The sequence below is a fragment of the Exiguobacterium sp. GL_137 genome (assembly GCF_057834585.1).
On record NZ_CM174406.1, the window covers coordinates 2,625,623 to 2,642,934 of the forward strand.

Consider the following 17,312-nt stretch of genomic DNA (forward strand, 5'->3'; position numbering starts at 1 on the left):
CCTGATTCCTTTATTTTTGGAATAAAAATATCCACCACCTCAATAGGTGATGGATATTCGCTTTACTTCACGATGACTTTGAAGGTTTTAACGACCTTGTAATTTTCAACAGTCGTATAGGTAACGCGAATTGATGTTGTTCCTTTAGTGACTGCTTTAACTTGTCCTTTTGTGTTCACCGTCGCGATTTTTTTATTGAGCGACGCATAGCTGACAGATTTGATTTTATCGCTTGCTGACGCATAACCGATTGTCGTTGTTTGACCTTTTTTCAATGTTTTTTGTGTAGCTTTCAGCTTCACTTCATTAACTTTCGTTTCGATCGGTAATGTAGTTGTCAGGACGAATCCGTCTTTTAATGTCACGGTTGCCGTCACAGTCGTTTTGCCTGATGCTTTACCAACGAGACGTCCCGTAGTATCCACTGTTGCTTTTGACGTGTCCGCTACTTGATAACGAATCGATGATACAGTTGATGACGTATTCAAGACTTTTGTTTTCAGGTTGATACCTTTTCCTTGATAGACACTTGCTTTCTCGATTGTTGCCGTCGGTGCTTTTGTTGTTTGTGGAACGAAGACACCGAGGTATCCATTTACTTCTGCCGTTCTCATCCCTTTAACCGGAACTGTCAAGATTCCGTTTTTGTCTGTGACAAGTTTCGTTTGGGTTACACCACTCGCATCGACAAAGACTTGGTTCGTATGTTGTTTGCCCATATCGACTTTGATTGTCGTGTTAAGTGTTGACTTCTTCCCGATGACTGTCGCAACACCCGTGTTACGGTCTTTACCGAGTCGGACACTTGAAATCAAATGACTGCCGGCGACTTTTGAAGTGTTCGTCGTATGATACGCCACTTTCTGAGCACCGTATGCATATTGCTTACGGACTTTCAGTAAGTTCGTGATTTCGTCATAGTATGGCGTTTGCTTAGACATATATGAAGCATCCGTCTGATACAAGTCACCGTAGTAAACAGTCGGGACAGTATCTTTGTTCGTCAGCAAGAACGCATATTGTGAGACGACGTTATCCACTGAATACTTTTTCTTTGTGCTTGCGAGTTCTGCATTGTAGATTGCGAGTGCTTTCTTTTCTGTATCTTTATCGTACATTTTTTCAAACGATTTCGGCTCTTCGCCTGCTTTGTACTGAATACCTGTTTTGATGCCGTACAGATCGAGCATGATCTGGTTGACGCGGTTCTTCTCTTGATCGTGGTTATTAACGAATGACCAGTTAGCTGATACATCTGTTGCACCAGTCGCTGAACGATCAACAGTTGAACCTGTCACGATGGCACTTAAGGGACGTTTTGACGCTTCATTTCCAAGGGCATTCCGCATCGTGAAGTAAAGTGGTGAGTCCATGATCAGCTGCTCATCGTTATTTGCCTTCATGTATGCTTTTTGCTCTGACTTATAGCTCTCGATGTAGCTTAAATGCTCTTTTTTACCAAAGTGTTCTTTTGCGACTTCTGCTTCCGCTTTTAAAATCGCCGTATCGTAGTGTGACGCTGCATCGATCCGGAAGCCGTCGAACTTGTATGTTTCAAGCATCCACTTCATCCAGTTCTTTTGTTCTTTGATGACTTCTGTGTTCGAGTTGGCTAAGTCTACGCCAAGTAAGAACTCATCGTTATTCGTCATCGTCTTGTTATAGGCTTGAAGCGGGAATCCTGTTTCATCTACGAAGAGGAACTGATCTTCGATATCGATGCCCGAGTTATCGTTTTGATACGAACGTTCTTCTGTTCCGTATCCGTAAGTTGCTTGTGTCTTCATGTATTCTTCCGTCAACTTCGCAATCGTTCCATTGTCCGCTGACGCGAGGAGTGCTTCTTTTGTCTCGAAACCATTTTCTTTCATATAAGCAAGGTAACCCGGATCCTTCGCGTATTGCGATAACATCGGTTTCCAGTTCTGCGGTGAAACTTCATACCAACCGTCAGCCGCGAGATAAGTATCGACGACATTCAAGTTTTGAGTTTTAGACGCTTCAATCAACCATTCAGGTAAATAGTTTTTCTCATTCTCCGGTCCAAAGTAACGGTACGGTTTACCGTCTTTGTCCGTCATGACACGTCCTGTACCTTGACCTTGAAGCGATGTTCCGTTTAAGAAGGTTTTGTTCCACTCTTTGAGGTACCCGTATTTCTCTTGTCCCTGTCCGCCACCTTTTGTATAGGCGAGGTAAGGTGTCGCGAGCGTTTTTGTTGTCTGTCCGCCCGTGTATGGATTCGTGAATAACTCACCTGAGCTTGTCGCACGACGTACGAAAACAGCTTCCCGCTTGTTTAATCCAAGCATCTGGTTTGGAACCAAGTCCATTTGAACTTTGATGTTGTCATCATGCAACATGTCGACCATCATCTCGAGATGACTGGCTTTACCGTATTTCGTCGCCGTTGTCCCGCCTGGTCCTTGTGGGAATTCACCTAAGTCATACCGATCGGCAATAGCATACCCTTCCATGTAACGCGCCATATCAAACGAACGATACGCAGGCGGCATCCATACATCTGTTACTCCCCATGAGTTTAACAGGTCACCTTTTTTAGCAAGAGTCCGGTACATATTGCTGTCATATGGTTGGTAGAGGCTGAAGCTCTGGAAGATGACATGGTTATCCAATTTCTCACCTGACGTATAAGCTGCTGCTTGTTTTGGTGCTACACCGAAGCTACTTGTTGCTACGAGGGTAGCAAGCAGTCCAGCCGATACTTTTTTGGTATTCTTCATCAATATAAGTCCCCTTTATTATCTGTATTTAATTGATTATTTTTTCCTTTAATTACTAAACAACATCACATAATTTAACATCTTTCTTTCAAGATAACACCTTCTATTTTTCAAAAAAAGTCAATAGATTTAACAAAATGCAATCGATTGCACTAATTGTCATAAAAAAGAACACCTTCCATCCATTTCCGGACGAAAGGTGTTCGAGGGAATTAGTTTAATCCGAGAAGAACTGCTTTCTCGTAACCGCCAGTCAAGACAGAGTTGTCATATGACTGAAGATCTTTGTTGACGACGATGACGTTCGACAACGTTTTGAGGGTACCAGCCGGGACTTTGATCTTAACGATATCGAGTCCGTTCGATACATTGTCATCTGAGTCAGCAAGCGAGATACTTGTTCCGACCGGAAGTGCTTTTCCGTTCAGGATGTAGTTCGCTGTGCTTGTCGCATCGTACATACCAGAGTATTGAACTCCCTCTGTGAACTTGACGCGGATGACGTCTTTTTCGTTTTTCTCGTTTGCCGAGACTTTAACGATTTCGAACGGTGTCAGGACTGGTTTAACAGGCGTTTTCATGAGTTTGAAGTCATGTGTTGCTGTTGCAACCGTGTTACCGACATCATCAGACAATGATTTGACGACGACTTTCCAGTCTTCGCCGTACCCTTCCATGTCGACGAGTTTTTGCAGGCTCTCGTTTGCTTTGACTTGGAAGTTTTTGTCCGTTGTATCCGTGTACTTGACGACAGATCCGTCGATTGTAACGATTTTTCCATCTTTGTTCTTACCGATGAATTCAACTGTCGTTTTCGGAGGCAAGACGATACCGTCCGCATTGATGAGTGGCGTGTTGTACTCATCGAGGTCACGGATTTTCACCGGCTCGCTCATCATGACAACGAAGTCGTTTGTCATTGGTACGCGGTCGATCGTGTTGATTTCAGCACTCTTCAGGTCCGGCGTGTTGAGCGGCGATCCTTCATAGCTGAGGTCAAGGATTAACGCATCGTTCTTCTCACCGTTCGCTTCGGCCTGGATGGCACCTTTGTCGAGCGTGATGCGGAACTTATCGTTGTAGTAGTTTTCTTTCGTGTTGACTGTATCGTAGATTTCCGTCCAGTCTTTCATCAACTCGATGACAGCTTCGCCCGTCTCTTTGTTATACGACGTGACATTGACATACTTGCTGAAGTCTTCGTATTTCTTCGTGTTCGAGTTGTAACGCTCAAACTTCAGTTCGTTATCAAGCAATGCAAGGATATTCGCATTTTTGAGGCCTTTGCTGAACATCACGCGGAATTGCTCAGGTGACTCAACAACGACGCCAGCTGTCGGTTTGACTGTGTCAGCCGCAACCGTGAAGTCGAGGTTTTGTGTCGTTCCAATGTTGCTTTCATCTGAAAGTGCTGCGAAGTCCATTGTATCCCAGACTTGAAGCGAGTGTTTACCTGCAGCGAAGTAACCTTCTTTGACACCTGGATAGTTGTCATCGAGCATGATACGGACTGTATCGCGGCGATCGACACCTGTTTTGTTGTCAAATCCGTAATGCGTGACTTTGAAGTACTTCTCTCCGTATTGACCGTCGATTTTGAATTTCGCAGAATCGACCGCTTCAGAGAATTTCACTTCGAGTTGGTTCAGACCGACTGCTTTAACAGATGTTACTTCAGCAGGACGGGCATCCGTCAACTTGAAGCTTGCTTTTGATTTCACTTCTGTATCCGTGCTGCTCGTGATTTTAGCGACGAGCTTAACGACTGCGTTGTCTTGGAGTGGTGTTTCTTTGTCCAGGATCAATTCGAATGCTTTTGGATTCGAAGGAATCGCTTTAACACCGATGACGCGTTTCATGCCGTCAAACTGTTCGATCTGGATGTTGTCGTTTGCGAGGTAATCTTCTTCGTGAAGACCTTGCATGACTTTATCAAGTCCGAATGATTTGAGTAAGAGTTCACGTGAGACTGCTTTATCGAGGAAGACCGTAACGCGATCTGCTTGGTTCGATTCAGCTGCGAGCACGTTAATCATCTCGATCGGAGCCGGAGTAACAGCGATTGTGCTGAACTTGACTTTCGTCTCTCCTGAAATCTTACCGATGAGGTTTTTGTAATCGCCTGCTGCCGTTTCGATGATTTCTGCACGGATCATAGCTTCGAGGTCCGTATTGCTGAACTCTGAAGTGAGGATGACCGTTGCTTTTCCGTCTTGAATTGTCACGCGGTCTTTTGCAAGGGCACCGAATGATGTTGATAATTTCAAGACGATATCGTCTGCATTTTTGTCGACTTCACCAGTTGCTTTGTCCTTGAGTAAGAACGTCACTTCTGTGTTGTCAGCTCCGTTTGCGACGATTGTCGACGCTTTCGGTGAGACTTCAAGCATCCAGAGGTTTTCAACGCCTTGTGTCATGAAACTCATTGAACCGAGGTCACGAGCGACGCCGCCGATCATGATGCCTTTCGCTTCCACTGTGTAGTCTTTATCGTACTCAAGACCTGACACGTCGAGAAGTGCTGATTTTTTGTCCGGGCTGAGGGTAACAGCTGTAACTGTTCCGCCTGCGATTTTGAAGTTTTCGACTGAAGCGCTATCAACCGCGCGTGAGAACGAGACTTCCACTTTTTTGTTGCCGATCGCTTTTGCTGACGTCAACATCGTGTTCGCTACTGTGAAGTCCATTGCTGCTGATTTCACATCGCCGATTTTCACGACATAGCTGTGTGTACCTTCAGGAATTCCGCCTTTCGAAGCCATGAATTTCCCTTTTGAAAGCGTCCCTTTGACGACGATTGGTGCTTTTGACATATCTTTACCTGGGTAAATTAAGAGTTCTGTCATTGCGCCTGCCGCTGCGTACATGACGTCTGCTTTAACAGAAAGTGTCTGATCATCGACGCTTCCCATGACGTTCATGATATTCGCTGCTTTGACTTCATAGTTGATTGAACCTGTCACGACAGAGTTCGCACCTTTGTATGAGTAAGCAAGCTTATACTTGCCTGCTTTTGATGTGTTTGGTGTTTTCAGGTTGAATTTGCTGATCGGGCGTTTAACGATGATACCTGATTTGTAACGGATGCTGATTGTGCTTGGAAGAACAACTTTTCCTCCGACTGCGACTGGTTCGAGGACTGGTTCGAGGACATCAACCGGATAGTTCTGAAGTTCTACTTTGAGGATTGCTTTTTTCGAAGTACCAGAAACTGTTCCATACAAGACTTGGAACTTGTTAATGTACTTTTTCTCGAACTTCACGGTACCGTTCCACTTCACTGAACGCATTTCGTACTTGCCGTTTGTGAGCTTGACTTTGACTTTCGTCGGTAACATCAATTTCTTAACAGCGTACTTATCACCGCCTGCATGTTTCATCAAGATCGGTTCGATGTATTTGACAGAGACCTTCGAAGCCGCGTCAGCAGCAACCGGTGCGACGACAGATGCAGTGACTGCGAGTGCAGCTGCAGCAGCGTACAATTTGTTTGATTTTTTCGTGTAAGCCATGTTTACAATTCCTCCTCTTGTCTTTCAAAACTAAATGCGACAACCCCAACCAGATAACCTACACTTAAAGTAAAATATTTGTAAATATTTACTTTAGCCATTCAACTGATTTTCTGTCTTCTTCGGAGGAATACGTTCTGTTTCACACGCCGATCCATCGCCTATACAGTAGACGATCGTCAGTGATCCATTATGTATCCAGTTTGGGATGAACAGAAAAACGTTGTCGAACGCCTCATTCACAAGGCATTCTGTATGTTGTAGGTTCGTACCAAGTCTCACTTCGAGATAAGTGAATCACTCAGCTACAGCTCAAATATACAAAACTCAGAAACTAACGACAATAGGTTTTTTGTAAAAAATAGGTGAATAGTAGTAACTAGTAAAATATATTCACAGGTTGTATATGGAAATTAAAAAACTGGTCATACCTTTTTAAGAGAACGCTTACATTTATATATAATTTCATTTAAGTCAATATTTTTCTGAAATACAATAAAGCCATCACGCTTTTGAACGTGACGGCTTCTCTCTCAGGATATACTCTGATTCGCTTGATCGACTGCCTCTAAAAACGATTCGCGCTGAAACCGGTGATCGGCATCCGCCGTCAGTTCAATCATGTCGCCCAAGCGACGCAATTGAATCGGCAGACCACGTCCGATCCATTCGAGTTGCTGCTGGAGATGTCGTCTGGCCCGGTCAATCGTATGTCGTTCTGCTGCTGCGAACTGCCGTAAGTACTGCAAGACGTAACCGAATCCGAATTCAATCGGAATCCGTAATTCGGCGCCCTTGTCCTTGATCCGAATCAAACCTGCTCCATAATGAATCGCCCGTTCCCATTCTTCACTGATTCGTTCGTACCAGTTTCCATTCGTCAGACAGTGTGTTTCCAGTGCTCCTTTTGGCCCGCTCGGCATGACGCTGAAGTAGTCGATTTTCATCCGTCTTCTCCTTTTCCATAAAAAATAGGATGAATCCTTGATGGACTCACCCTATATGACAGGTCAAGAGGTGGGATTGTTCGAAAATCATGCGGATAAAAAACACACCATTCAACATCGAAAAAGCTTTTCGAATACGCTATACTGGATACGGGAATGGGAGGAATGCTAGTGGCGATTATCATCTTTTGCCTCGTATGTCTCTTCGCATATCGTATCCGCAAGCTTCCCGAAGCGATTCGGACGATCTTACTCATCCTCGGTTTACTCAGTGGATGGTTCGCGCTGTTTGAGATCATCAGTTATCTAGAAGCGAATCCTTACCTGGCCGCTATCCCGATTGCACTCGGGCTCGGCTACTGGTTTTGGCGCCGCAAGAAAAAACGGACAACCGATTCTTCCTCAGTTTGAGGTCGAGCGGTGTCCGCCTATCGAACACATAAGACCAGTCCGTTTGACGGAACTGGTTTTTTTGTCGTCACAAGACGGCTGGCGGTCCGAACTTCCCATCATGGTAATCCCGGTACGCCTGACGAATCTCGTCTTCCGTATTCATGACGAACGGTCCGTAGGCAATCGTTTCTTCCCGAATCGGTTCACCCGAATAAATCAGCACCTTCGTCCGACTGACAGCCGTCAATGCGAATGCACTGTCCCCTTGAGCCTGTTCGTCAAACGTCAATGTTGCTGCCATCGTCTTCTTGAGGCGGGTCCCGCTTGTCCCGGCTTCCAGTTCGCCTGCCAGGACATATAGAAAAGTGTTATGATTCGCCGGTAAGACATGCGAATACGTCGCTCCGGGAGCCAGCGAAATCTCACTCATCGTAATCGGCACCAGACTCTCGAGCGGTCCCGTCACGCCGGCAATCGCACCGGAATAGACCCGGACGTGTCCACCGGCAAGCGGCACGACCGGTGCCTGTTCCAGCAGGACGTTTTGATACGATGTCGTCGTCTCTTTCAAACGTTTCGGCAGATTGAGCCACAGTTGTAACGTATGGATCAAATCGTCATCGACCGCTTCTTCGGCATGCCGTGCCGCCCAGCCGGCGTTCATGTACTGGACGTCCCCGGCGTCTAAAATCGAGTGTCCGCCATGATTATCGATATGTTCAAGCCGACCGTCGATGACATAGGTAATCGTCTGGAAGCCGCGGTGCGGATGATCGGAAAACGTTCCGCGTTTGAACCAATCTTCCGCCATCAGGATAAACGGATCAAACTCGTCCTTCCGCTCCGGTGACAGGACCCAGCCTTGCTGCACATGCGGATAACCATTTTGTTGATACGTCACTTGCCAATGGTTCTTAACATCCCGTTTGAACATTTTCCCAACCCCTTCGTTCATTATATTTTCATTGTCGCACAGCCGCGGCCGGAAGCCGAACTCTTCTGCTTATCAGGGCGTTTCCATACAAAAGAAAAACGACTCCGATTGACGGAATCGTTTAACGCTTGAATTAAAGACGTGATGCCTTTTGTTCGAGAATGGCAATCTTCTCTTCGATTTCGAGCAACTTCAGTTCATGTTCGAGTTCGAGGCGACGTTTTTTCCGCTTCAGCTGGCTCAGTTCTTCTGCGACCGACTCCGGTGATGCTTCCGGACGTGGCGGTGCTGACTGATCCATCGACTGACGGAGCGGATCAAACAGATTCGACTTCGCGAACTTCGCTGCTTCCGGACCAAACAGGTCGTTGATGATCGGCAAGACTTTGTTCATCGCGTTGCCTGGAATCTGTGACTTCTCGTCGACGAGACGTTTGAGTGCCAGTTCATCGACCAAATAGCCTTTACCGTCCTGTTCAGCGTGCAGTTCTCCCGTACGGATCCAGCGGCGGACCGTCTCTTCTGATACGCGTAACAATTCACTGATCTGTTTTGTCGTTAACATCGTTATCCCTCTTTCCCATTCATTTGATACCCTTAGTGTACACACGTGTGTGCGTGTGTGTCAATTGATACACACATCAAAAAACCCTCCGAACCGGTGTGGTCCAGAGGGTCGTACTTATCCTGCGCGTCGTAACAATAACCAGAGTCCGACAACAGCCAGTCCTGCTCCTGTCACAGCATATGGGAACGGTTGATCTTCCCCTGCTTGCGGGAGTCGCTCACCGGACATACCGCCTGTCTCCGGATTGTCTGCTTGGACTTCCGTGACGGGGGCTTGCGCCGGTGTAGTCGATGTTTCCGTCGGTTTTGGTTGCGGTTTTGGTTCCACGACCGGTTTCGCCTTCTTGATTTCAGCAAGCAGGAAATATCCCATCGTCTCGTCCGTCAATGTGACCGAATCGGTTGTTGCTTTTCGTTTGAACAGTTTGAGGAATTCATCGTATCCCGGGAATTCTTCTTCGTCTTCATCGGCCATGCCGACAGCGAGAGCCTCTGCTCCTGCTTTCGTCAGTTCGAATGAATCCATCATCTCATCGAGCGAGACATGGTGCATCGCTTCGACCGTATAGCCGGCTGCGACTTCCGTCTTCACCGTATACGTCCCCGGTGTCAACTCGATCGACAAGGCATCGTCTTTTCCAACTTCTTCCGTATACACGTCTTTACCTGTGATAGCATCCGTTACCGTATACGTCGCAGGAATCGTCTGCTCCGAGTAACCGGGAATCTGATCGGCATTGGCGTCAAGGAAGTTCGTCACGATCAACAGATTCGCCATGTCCATTTCTTCGTCATCGAGACCATAAAGACCGGCATCGACCTGAACGATGTCGCCTGCTTTGAGTTTCACTTTCGCCAAATCATCTTCGTCAAGATCGGAATCGATCGTCGGATCTGTTCCTTCATGCTGAGGAGACGTGTAGTAGTAACCGATGTCCATGCCGTACACTTCCACGTAATACGTTCCCGGCTTGATATCCTTGAACGTATAGAGACCGTCTTTCGTGTAGACTTCTTCGACGACATCATAGTTTTTATTTAAGAGATAGACCGGGACGTCACTGATTCCTGTTTCTTTTTCCTGACGAATCCCGTCTTCATTTTCGTCATACCAGATCGTTCCGTTGATGACTGCCGTCGTTGCTTGGACCGGTTCTTCCTTGACCGGTTCCGTTTCCGGCTTCGGTTCTTCCTTGATCGGCTCTTCCTTGACCGGTTCGTCTTTCACCGGCTCTTCTTTGACTGGTTCTTCTGCAGCCGGCTCTTCCGGTGTCGGTTGCTCTTCCGGAGTTGGTTCTGCCGTCACAGGTTCTGCCGGTGTCGGATCCGCTTTGACTTCACGGCCGAATTCAATCAAAATCGTCTTCGTCTGATCCGTCGACGTGACTTTCACGACAGGTGCTGTTTCCGCCGTAAAGGTGACGACCGGATTTTTGGCGATATCAATCGCTTGTCCCGTCAATCCGTCTTCGAAGACCAGCTTCGTTTCAGACTCAAGATTGACCATTCCTTCGCCCGTGAACGTCAACGTATACGGATTCGTCCCCGTTCCTGTGACATCCCATGAAGAAACCGTTTCCGCCTGGGCCGGTGTGATGATACCAAAGACAAGCAGACACGCTACTATGTACATTCCAATTTTTCGCATTATGTTTGTTTTCGCTCCATTCTAAAATATGTGTTACCTAGATTTTAAACAATAAAGGGAAAATAAACCACCTGATTTCGAATATTTGTTCAAGAAAAAAGACGACAGCGCCAAAAAAGGAACAGTCGTCTTCGATTCATACAAGAGAATGACAGGCTTCGGCACAAGATTCGCAGGCTGCAGCACACTTTTGACAATGGTCATGATCATGTTTTGCACCTTCTTTGGCGCAGGCCAGGCAGATTTCCCGGCAGGCCGTAGCCAGTATCGCGACGTTCGGACTGTTTCGGACGATGGCTTGACTGAGCAGGCTGCAAATGTCGGCGCAGTCCCGGTCGAGACGGATACAGGCTGTCATATGATTGACGTGGTCTTCGTTCAGACAGGCATCAAAACAAGTGTTACAGGCGACGATACAGGCTTCGAGCGTCGTTAGAGCTTCCTGGTGTGCTTCATGCATTTTATGAATCCCCTTTTGAAGTGATGACTAAGTAAACGGTATTATTATTCTTCCCCGGTTATCATCTCTTAAAAACAAAAAAGAACCATACGATAACCGGGGAACAAGTGGTTATCGTATGGTTCCTTTCCATTAACGGACGACTTCAAGCGGAATCTCGATTCCACGTCCGGCGCCGGCATCGATGATCAAAACCGGCAGACGGTTTTCATCGAAGACTTCTTTTTCAATCGTCGTATCCGAGGTATATGTTCTGATTTCCCCCATTTTTTTCGCCGTAAACGAAACGAATGGGAACGGAATCGACTGATTGGCAACATCCAGTCGAATATCGACCTGTTGGTCATCCAGCCGGATGTCATTTGCCGTCCGAATCGTCAGACGCATCCGATCATTTTCCGTCGCTGAAATCTGAGCCGAGATGTTTTCCGTTTGTCCAGCACGTGTGACAGGATCGATGATGACCGTCGGGGAAGCAGTCTCCACCTCGTCAGCATGCTGACAACCGGTAATGACAAGCAGCGAGATTGCCAAAGGAATCAGCACACGCTTCATCACGGATTCACTTGATTGCGAAAGTCAGTTCAGCAGTACAGGCGACTTCCCCATCGACTGTTGCTGTGGCACGTCCTTTACCAATCGGTCCACGCAGTTTCGTCAGTTCGACTTCCAGTCGGAGCTGGTCACCGGGAACGACCTGACGTTTAAAACGACAATTCTCGATGCCGGCAAAAAAGGCCAGTTTGCCCTGGTTTTGTTCCATCTTCAAAACAGCAAAGGCACCTACTTGCGCCAATGCCTCAACGATCAAAACACCAGGCATGACGTTGTAGTCCGGGAAATGGCCATTGAAGAATTCTTCGTTTGCCGTGACATTTTTAATGCCGACAGCACGTTTTCCTTCTTCGACTTCTAAAATCCGGTCGACGAGTAAAAACGGGTACCGGTGCGGAATCACTTCCTTGATTTGTTCAATCGTATACATATCACACAGCTCCAATCACTGGTTAATTTAACTAAATTTAGCGATAATCCTCCCACCTCTAAGCGTTTCAGGGTGAAACCCGGCGGTGGTGAAAGATAAATCGCCTGTCTTTGCAAGACTCCAATCATTCGATAAAATGAGTATAACGAATCAAAAAGAAAGGAGTGATTGCTTTGCTGAAGGCGTACAAGTTTCGACTCTATCCGACGAAAGCCCAACAAGAATATTTTGTGAAGACGTTCGGTTGTGTCCGTTTCGTCTACAATAAGATGCTCGAAGAGCGGATCCTATTGTATGAAGATTCGAAGCTCAACCCTGACGCGAAGCAAAAGCTCCCAACCCCGGCGAAGTACAAGCCCGAATTCCCTTTCCTCAAAGAAGTTGACAGTCTTTCCCTTGCAAACGCTCAGATGGACTTAAACAGGGCGTATCAAAACTTTTTTCGAGATCAGTCTGTCGGGTTTCCGAAGTTCAAATCGAAGCACAACGACCGTGCCTCTTATACGACAAACAATCTGAAAGGAAGCATCCGCATCGAAGAGGGGAAGGTTAAGCTTCCTAAAATCGGTTTTGTGAAGTTGACACAACATCGTTCATTCGATGGCGTGATCAAGTCCGCGACAGTCTCAATGACGAAGACCCGGAAATTCTTCATCTCTATCCTTGTCGATCAAGCCGAAGCGTCATGGGTTCCAGCCAGGAATAAAGTAGGAATCGACCTTGGTTTGGAGCACTTCGCCATCCTGACGAATGATGAACGGGTTTCTGAGAAGGTTGACAATCCTCGTTTCCTTCGAAAGTCCGAAGAGAAGATAAAGAAGGCGCAACGCGCCTTGTCCCGCAAGAAAATCGGGAGTAAGAACCGAGAGAAGGCGAGGGTAATTCTCGCCAAGAAGCATGAAAAGATTGCAAATCAACGTCAAGATTTTCTTCATAAACTGTCGAAACGGATCGTTGACGATAACCAAGTCCTCGTCGTCGAGACACTTAAATCGAAGAACATGATGAAGAACCATAAAATTGCCAAATCGATTGGAGATGTCAGTTGGTATGAGTTCGTCCGACAGCTGGAATACAAATGCACATTCTATGGGCGAACACTTATTAAAGCGGATCAATGGTATGCCTCGACCCAAATCTGTTCTTCTTGCGGAGTAAAAGGCGAGAAGAAAACGATGGATGTGCGCGAGTGGGTCTGTGTTTGTGGAGCACATCATGATCGAGATATCAACGCAAGTATCAACTTGTTAATGTTAGCGGACTGAAAACTCTTCAGGGTGGGAACCACCCGATGAGCTTGGTAAATAATCGTAGCTAGTAAAAGTACGGTCTTCCCAAGAAGCACCCACTTCAATTTGCGAAACAAATAAGTGGTGAGTAGTTCACGATTGTGTCCAAAAATCGGTGATGCGGGTCCATGTGTCGAGCTTGAGGACATCCATCGCTTCGCCACCACCAAGTGTCGCATACCCAACCATGGCACCGATCACTAACGCAAGGACAATAAGAAGAACAATGATCAATAAACGAACAAGGATGGGAACGCGGCGTGAAGAATACTGACGCAGCTTTTTACGTTGTTTCGGTTCCTGCTCCTGTTGCGCTTCGTTCTTGATCTGTTGATTACGTTTCAGACGTTCACGGGTCGGTTGGTCCGTTCCGGCTTGATTTTGTACCATCTTGATCACCTTTCATTGGTTCAGTCTAAAGAACAGTATAGCATATTAGTACCTGGTATTAAATAGTTGCAGTTTAGCTACAAAACGGTTCTTTTTTTAAGTGTAACATGCACAAACGATGAACTTGTAAAAAAAGTTCCGCATTTTGTATATAAGGAAGAAACCGAACCGTTCATACTTTTTTTAAAAAACTTTTTCAATTTTCCAATCCAAACAAAAACCAGGTGCGTATGCTGTTCAGAACGATACAGACAACAACTACCAAATACTAACTAGATATCACCCAAATTTGAGAGGATGAGACAAGATGAAAAACACAAAAAAATTCGCAGCAACAGCAATGGCAGCAGCACTCGTATTACCCGGAACGGCAGCATTCGCTTCCGGTGGCGGAGACGACATGAAACATGAGGAGAGCGCGAAGAACGTCACGGTCAAAACAAAAGCCGCTGACCTCCGTGCAACACTCGATCAGTTACTCTCTGAGCACTTCGTGCTTGCCGTCATGGACATGAAAAAACAATATGACGGATCAAAAGATGCGAAGTATTATGAAGCAGCACTGAAACAGAACGCACTCGACATGACACCGGCGATCGCTTCTGTCTACGGCGACGAAGGCGCAAAACAATTCGAAAAAATCTTCGTTGATCACAACAAATATACAACTGATCTCGTCAAAGCCGTGAAAGCGGACGACCAGGACGGCATCAACGCGTCAAAAGCGGAAACAGAAGAGTTCGTCCAGGACCTCTCGAGCTTCCTCGATACAGCAACTGAAGGTAAACTGCCGAAGGCAGCAGCGGAAGAAGTCCTCCGTGCCCATGAAGCCGACGTCTATAAAACATTCCAACAATATGCAGCCGGTGACTACGAAGGATCGTACAACACGTTCCGTGAAGGCTACAGCCGCATGTATGATATCTCAAAAGCACTCTCAGTCGCGATCACAACACAAATGCCTGAGAAGTTCGACAACACGAAAGCCGACACAAAAGCAGCTGACCTCCGGTCAACACTCAACAGCCTTGCAGCGGAGCACGTCGCCCTTGCCAACATCAGCATGACGGCTGGCGTCGATCAAGCGAAAGACTACGATGCAGCGAACTGGGCAGAAGACATGCACACAGCTGACTTCAAAGCGGCAATGAAATCCGTCTACGGTCAAGCGGGTGCGGATCAGTTCGAGCAAGTCTGGACGAAAAACCACATCGAAGCGCAAGCGAACCTTGTCACAGCAGCAATCAACGACGACAAGAAAATGATGGGTGACGCACAAGACATGCTCAAAATGTTCTCAAATGACTTCGGTGCATTCCTTGGTGCAGCAACGGAAGAAAACCTTCCGACAAAAGCAGCACAGGAAGCAATCTCTGGTCATGAGACATACGTCCAAGATACGTTCATGCAGTATGTCGAAGGCGACTACAAAGGATCAGTTGATACATTCCGTGAGTCATATGCTTACATGTACGGTGTCGGTGAAAACCTCGGTGAAGCAATCGTCAAACAATCACCTGAGAAATTCATGGATGGTACACCAGGTTCAATGCCGAACACAGGTAACGGCGGCATGAGCGACAACAATACAGCAGGTACAACTGGTGCGATCGCTCTCTTCGGTCTTGCACTCGGTGCAGCCGGAATCGTCCTCGCACGCAAACGTCAAAACGCATAAGATTTCGGGTATACTAAAAAGGATAGCGCCTCGGCACTATCCTTTTTCTGTGTAAGAGGCTTTGTCTCGGAAAGGAGTGACGTGTCATGAAAAAATGGTTATTACCGGTCAGCATCCTCTTGATGCTCGTTTCAATCGGTACGTTAATTTTTCTACTGTTTGGAAACACGAATGAACCGGAAACGAATATTACGCAAGGCGATACAAAAACGGACGCTGCGACATCTTCCGAGACAAAGGAAGATCCACTCAAACCGTCCGAAATCTTTAAAAAAGAATTTAAGAATCTCTCTACGAATCAAGTAGAACTGCCAAAGACCCTGACGATTGATTCGCTTAAAGTTAAAACCAACGTGGAACAGGTTGGCCTCGATAAAAAAGGCGCCATGGGGACGCCGAAAAACGAACAGCAAGTCGGGTGGTATAAATTCGGTCCCCGTCCGGGTGATGTCGGAAATGCCGTCATCGACGGACATACCGATACGAAGACCGGTCCCGCCGTCTTTTATCAACTGCACGAACTCAAAAAAGGCGATACGGTCAAAATCAAGGATGAGTCAGGCCGTAATCTCGTCTTCCGGGTCAAAAAACTGGTCGAGTACGGTCATCTCGATGCACCGCTCGAAAAAATCTTCGGGACCTCTGATCAGCGTAACCTGAACTTGATCACGTGTATCGGTACGTACGATGAAAATGAAGGCACGTACGACAATCGGCTCGTCGTCTTTACTGAATTAGATGAGAAGGCATCCGATCCCGTCAAAACACCACCAAAACCAGCGACGAACGTCCGCGTCTCGGGTGGGTTCGTTAACTGGTATGCATCGACTGATGATGAAGTCGTCGCGTATAACATCTATCAGGAACAAAAAGGAAAACGGAAAAAGCTGGGTTCGACGGAATCGATCGAACGAAAAGCCTTCCCGTTACCAAAAGATAAGACCGGACGTTTTATCATCACGGCTGTCAACAAAGCCGGGATTGAATCAGAAGAAGCATTCAGTGCCGTTCAAAAATAATCCGACTGACCGACTCCAGCAGCTGCCTGCAGGGGTCGGTCAGTTTTTTGGTTGATTCAGCGGTACACGCAACTGTTTCTCACCCGATTGGGTTTGATAAAGTAAATCAAGATGTCCCGTCGTCAGCTGTTTCTGCTCCGTCCGGATGAACAGGACTCCCATTCGTTCTTCTCCCGCCCTGTACGTGCCGACGAGCGGATGATTTTCATGTAAAATCGATGTTCTTTTCCCGTTCGTCTCATACTCACCAAGTTTTTTGGACAAATTAATCGGATCGTCCGCTTGATTTTGAAGCGTTACGGTCAAAGCCAGTAACCGGTCCGTTCCTGTGCCGACTTGCACTAGTTTTTCTTTTGAAACTATCACCCGTAACAAAGGGGTCGCCCGAATCGTATTGCGTTGCTTCATCGCTAATGTCTCGACCTCCAATCCGCCGAGCGTATACCGGGTACCGACCCGGTTTTCCCGGTCAAATTGTTTCAATTGATCTTCATCCCATTTTTGCATGACAGGAATGGGATTCGGCTTGACCGGTTCAGAGTCTGCTCCCCACCCTGAGACGGGAATGATCCACTTGACGATCACGAAAATGACGCATACCGGTATCAGGACATACAACAGGATTGTTTTCACACCGATTCCTTCTCTCCTACTCTGACGTCAACGTTCTTCCCCTCATTATGTCGGTTTCAATTCAATAATTATACATTTTTTCACAATTATAATAGCAAAAACCCCCGAGCAAC

The 17,312-nt window shown here is 46.7% G+C and carries 15 protein-coding genes; 4 read left to right on the plus strand and 11 right to left on the minus strand.

The features are described from left to right. Positions 1 to 62 precede the first annotated feature (62 nt). The 3 genes from AC3IRK_RS13645 to AC3IRK_RS13655 all read right to left on the minus strand — a co-directional run bounded on the left by AC3IRK_RS13645 (position 63) and on the right by AC3IRK_RS13655 (position 7,203). Positions 63 to 2,744, minus strand: coding sequence for a glycoside hydrolase family 70 protein (locus AC3IRK_RS13645; protein WP_489170099.1), 2,682 nt, complete (start codon positions 2,742 to 2,744; stop codon positions 63 to 65). A 212-nt stretch (positions 2,745 to 2,956) separates the two neighbouring features. Beyond that, positions 2,957 to 6,256 carry a hypothetical protein gene (locus AC3IRK_RS13650; RefSeq protein ID WP_489170100.1) on the minus strand — a complete coding sequence of 1,100 codons (3,300 nt, stop codon included), beginning with the start codon at positions 6,254 to 6,256 and terminating at the stop codon, positions 2,957 to 2,959. Positions 6,257 to 6,789: 533 nt separating this feature from the next. Then, positions 6,790 to 7,203, minus strand: coding sequence for a hypothetical protein (locus tag AC3IRK_RS13655; protein ID WP_214853429.1), 414 nt, complete (start codon positions 7,201 to 7,203; stop codon positions 6,790 to 6,792). A 165-nt stretch (positions 7,204 to 7,368) separates the two neighbouring features. Between AC3IRK_RS13655 and AC3IRK_RS13660 the strand changes: the two genes are divergently transcribed. Further along, positions 7,369 to 7,614: a hypothetical protein gene (locus AC3IRK_RS13660; RefSeq protein ID WP_251138607.1), complete on the plus strand. Its 246-nt coding sequence runs from the start codon at positions 7,369 to 7,371 to the stop codon at positions 7,612 to 7,614. A gap of 67 nt (positions 7,615 to 7,681) precedes the next feature. Here AC3IRK_RS13660 and AC3IRK_RS13665 read toward each other — a convergent pair whose 3' ends face one another. The 6 genes from AC3IRK_RS13665 to fabZ form a co-directional block, all read right to left on the minus strand. Then, a complete protein-coding gene (locus AC3IRK_RS13665) occupies positions 7,682 to 8,530 on the minus strand; it encodes a pirin family protein (RefSeq protein ID WP_489170101.1) in 849 nt (282 codons plus the stop codon). Positions 8,531 to 8,663: 133 nt separating this feature from the next. Next, positions 8,664 to 9,095, minus strand: a complete 432-nt coding sequence (locus AC3IRK_RS13670) for a helix-turn-helix domain-containing protein (RefSeq protein WP_426354186.1) — start codon at positions 9,093 to 9,095, stop codon at positions 8,664 to 8,666. Positions 9,096 to 9,212: 117 nt separating this feature from the next. Then, complete coding sequence (locus tag AC3IRK_RS13675) at positions 9,213 to 10,730, minus strand: SdrD B-like domain-containing protein (protein ID WP_489170102.1); 1,518 nt, start codon at positions 10,728 to 10,730, stop codon at positions 9,213 to 9,215. Between the two features lie 151 nt (positions 10,731 to 10,881). After that, positions 10,882 to 11,205, minus strand: a complete 324-nt coding sequence (locus AC3IRK_RS13680) for a four-helix bundle copper-binding protein (RefSeq protein ID WP_489170103.1) — start codon at positions 11,203 to 11,205, stop codon at positions 10,882 to 10,884. 132 nt (positions 11,206 to 11,337) lie between these two features. Next, complete coding sequence (locus AC3IRK_RS13685; protein ID WP_188004782.1) at positions 11,338 to 11,760, minus strand: hypothetical protein; 423 nt, start codon at positions 11,758 to 11,760, stop codon at positions 11,338 to 11,340. A 7-nt stretch (positions 11,761 to 11,767) separates the two neighbouring features. Then, the gene (gene fabZ / locus AC3IRK_RS13690) at positions 11,768 to 12,190 is read right to left on the minus strand and encodes a 3-hydroxyacyl-ACP dehydratase FabZ (RefSeq protein ID WP_012371522.1); all 423 of its coding nucleotides are present in this window, start codon (positions 12,188 to 12,190) and stop codon (positions 11,768 to 11,770) included. A 173-nt stretch (positions 12,191 to 12,363) separates the two neighbouring features. On the opposite strand from fabZ, the gene tnpB reads away from it, so the two are divergent. Further along, on the plus strand, positions 12,364 to 13,455 hold the full coding sequence (tnpB, locus tag AC3IRK_RS13695) for an IS200/IS605 family element RNA-guided endonuclease TnpB (RefSeq protein ID WP_489170104.1): 1,092 nt from the start codon (positions 12,364 to 12,366) through the stop codon (positions 13,453 to 13,455). A gap of 117 nt (positions 13,456 to 13,572) precedes the next feature. On the opposite strand, the gene AC3IRK_RS13700 is transcribed toward tnpB, so the two are convergent. Further along, the gene (locus AC3IRK_RS13700) at positions 13,573 to 13,869 is read right to left on the minus strand and encodes a DNA-directed RNA polymerase subunit beta (protein ID WP_114597502.1); all 297 of its coding nucleotides are present in this window, start codon (positions 13,867 to 13,869) and stop codon (positions 13,573 to 13,575) included. 307 nt (positions 13,870 to 14,176) lie between these two features. Here AC3IRK_RS13700 and AC3IRK_RS13705 point away from each other — a divergent pair, with 307 nt between their 5' ends. Continuing rightward, positions 14,177 to 15,547 carry a copper amine oxidase gene (locus tag AC3IRK_RS13705; protein ID WP_489170105.1) on the plus strand — a complete coding sequence of 457 codons (1,371 nt, stop codon included), beginning with the start codon at positions 14,177 to 14,179 and terminating at the stop codon, positions 15,545 to 15,547. Between the two features lie 86 nt (positions 15,548 to 15,633). Then, positions 15,634 to 16,566, plus strand: a complete 933-nt coding sequence (locus AC3IRK_RS13710) for a class F sortase (RefSeq protein WP_131502385.1) — start codon at positions 15,634 to 15,636, stop codon at positions 16,564 to 16,566. A gap of 39 nt (positions 16,567 to 16,605) precedes the next feature. Here AC3IRK_RS13710 and AC3IRK_RS13715 read toward each other — a convergent pair whose 3' ends face one another. Continuing rightward, on the minus strand, positions 16,606 to 17,199 hold the full coding sequence (locus tag AC3IRK_RS13715) for a hypothetical protein (protein ID WP_489170106.1): 594 nt from the start codon (positions 17,197 to 17,199) through the stop codon (positions 16,606 to 16,608). Positions 17,200 to 17,312 lie beyond the last annotated feature (113 nt).

Coding starts and splice junctions, on each gene's coding strand:
- AC3IRK_RS13645 (WP_489170099.1), bottom strand. CDS start 2,744: ATGAAGAATACCAAAAAAGTATCGGCTGGACTGCTTGCTACCCTCGTA.
- AC3IRK_RS13650 (WP_489170100.1), bottom strand. CDS start 6,256: ATGGCTTACACGAAAAAATCAAACAAATTGTACGCTGCTGCAGCTGCA.
- AC3IRK_RS13655 (WP_214853429.1), bottom strand. CDS start 7,203: ATGAAAATCGACTACTTCAGCGTCATGCCGAGCGGGCCAAAAGGAGCA.
- AC3IRK_RS13660 (WP_251138607.1), top strand. CDS start 7,369: ATGCTAGTGGCGATTATCATCTTTTGCCTCGTATGTCTCTTCGCATAT.
- AC3IRK_RS13665 (WP_489170101.1), bottom strand. CDS start 8,530: ATGTTCAAACGGGATGTTAAGAACCATTGGCAAGTGACGTATCAACAA.
- AC3IRK_RS13670 (WP_426354186.1), bottom strand. CDS start 9,095: ATGTTAACGACAAAACAGATCAGTGAATTGTTACGCGTATCAGAAGAG.
- AC3IRK_RS13675 (WP_489170102.1), bottom strand. CDS start 10,730: ATGTACATAGTAGCGTGTCTGCTTGTCTTTGGTATCATCACACCGGCC.
- AC3IRK_RS13680 (WP_489170103.1), bottom strand. CDS start 11,205: ATGCATGAAGCACACCAGGAAGCTCTAACGACGCTCGAAGCCTGTATC.
- AC3IRK_RS13685 (WP_188004782.1), bottom strand. CDS start 11,760: ATGAAGCGTGTGCTGATTCCTTTGGCAATCTCGCTGCTTGTCATTACC.
- fabZ (WP_012371522.1), bottom strand. CDS start 12,190: ATGTATACGATTGAACAAATCAAGGAAGTGATTCCGCACCGGTACCCG.
- AC3IRK_RS13700 (WP_114597502.1), bottom strand. CDS start 13,869: ATGGTACAAAATCAAGCCGGAACGGACCAACCGACCCGTGAACGTCTG.
- AC3IRK_RS13705 (WP_489170105.1), top strand. CDS start 14,177: ATGAAAAACACAAAAAAATTCGCAGCAACAGCAATGGCAGCAGCACTC.
- AC3IRK_RS13710 (WP_131502385.1), top strand. CDS start 15,634: ATGAAAAAATGGTTATTACCGGTCAGCATCCTCTTGATGCTCGTTTCA.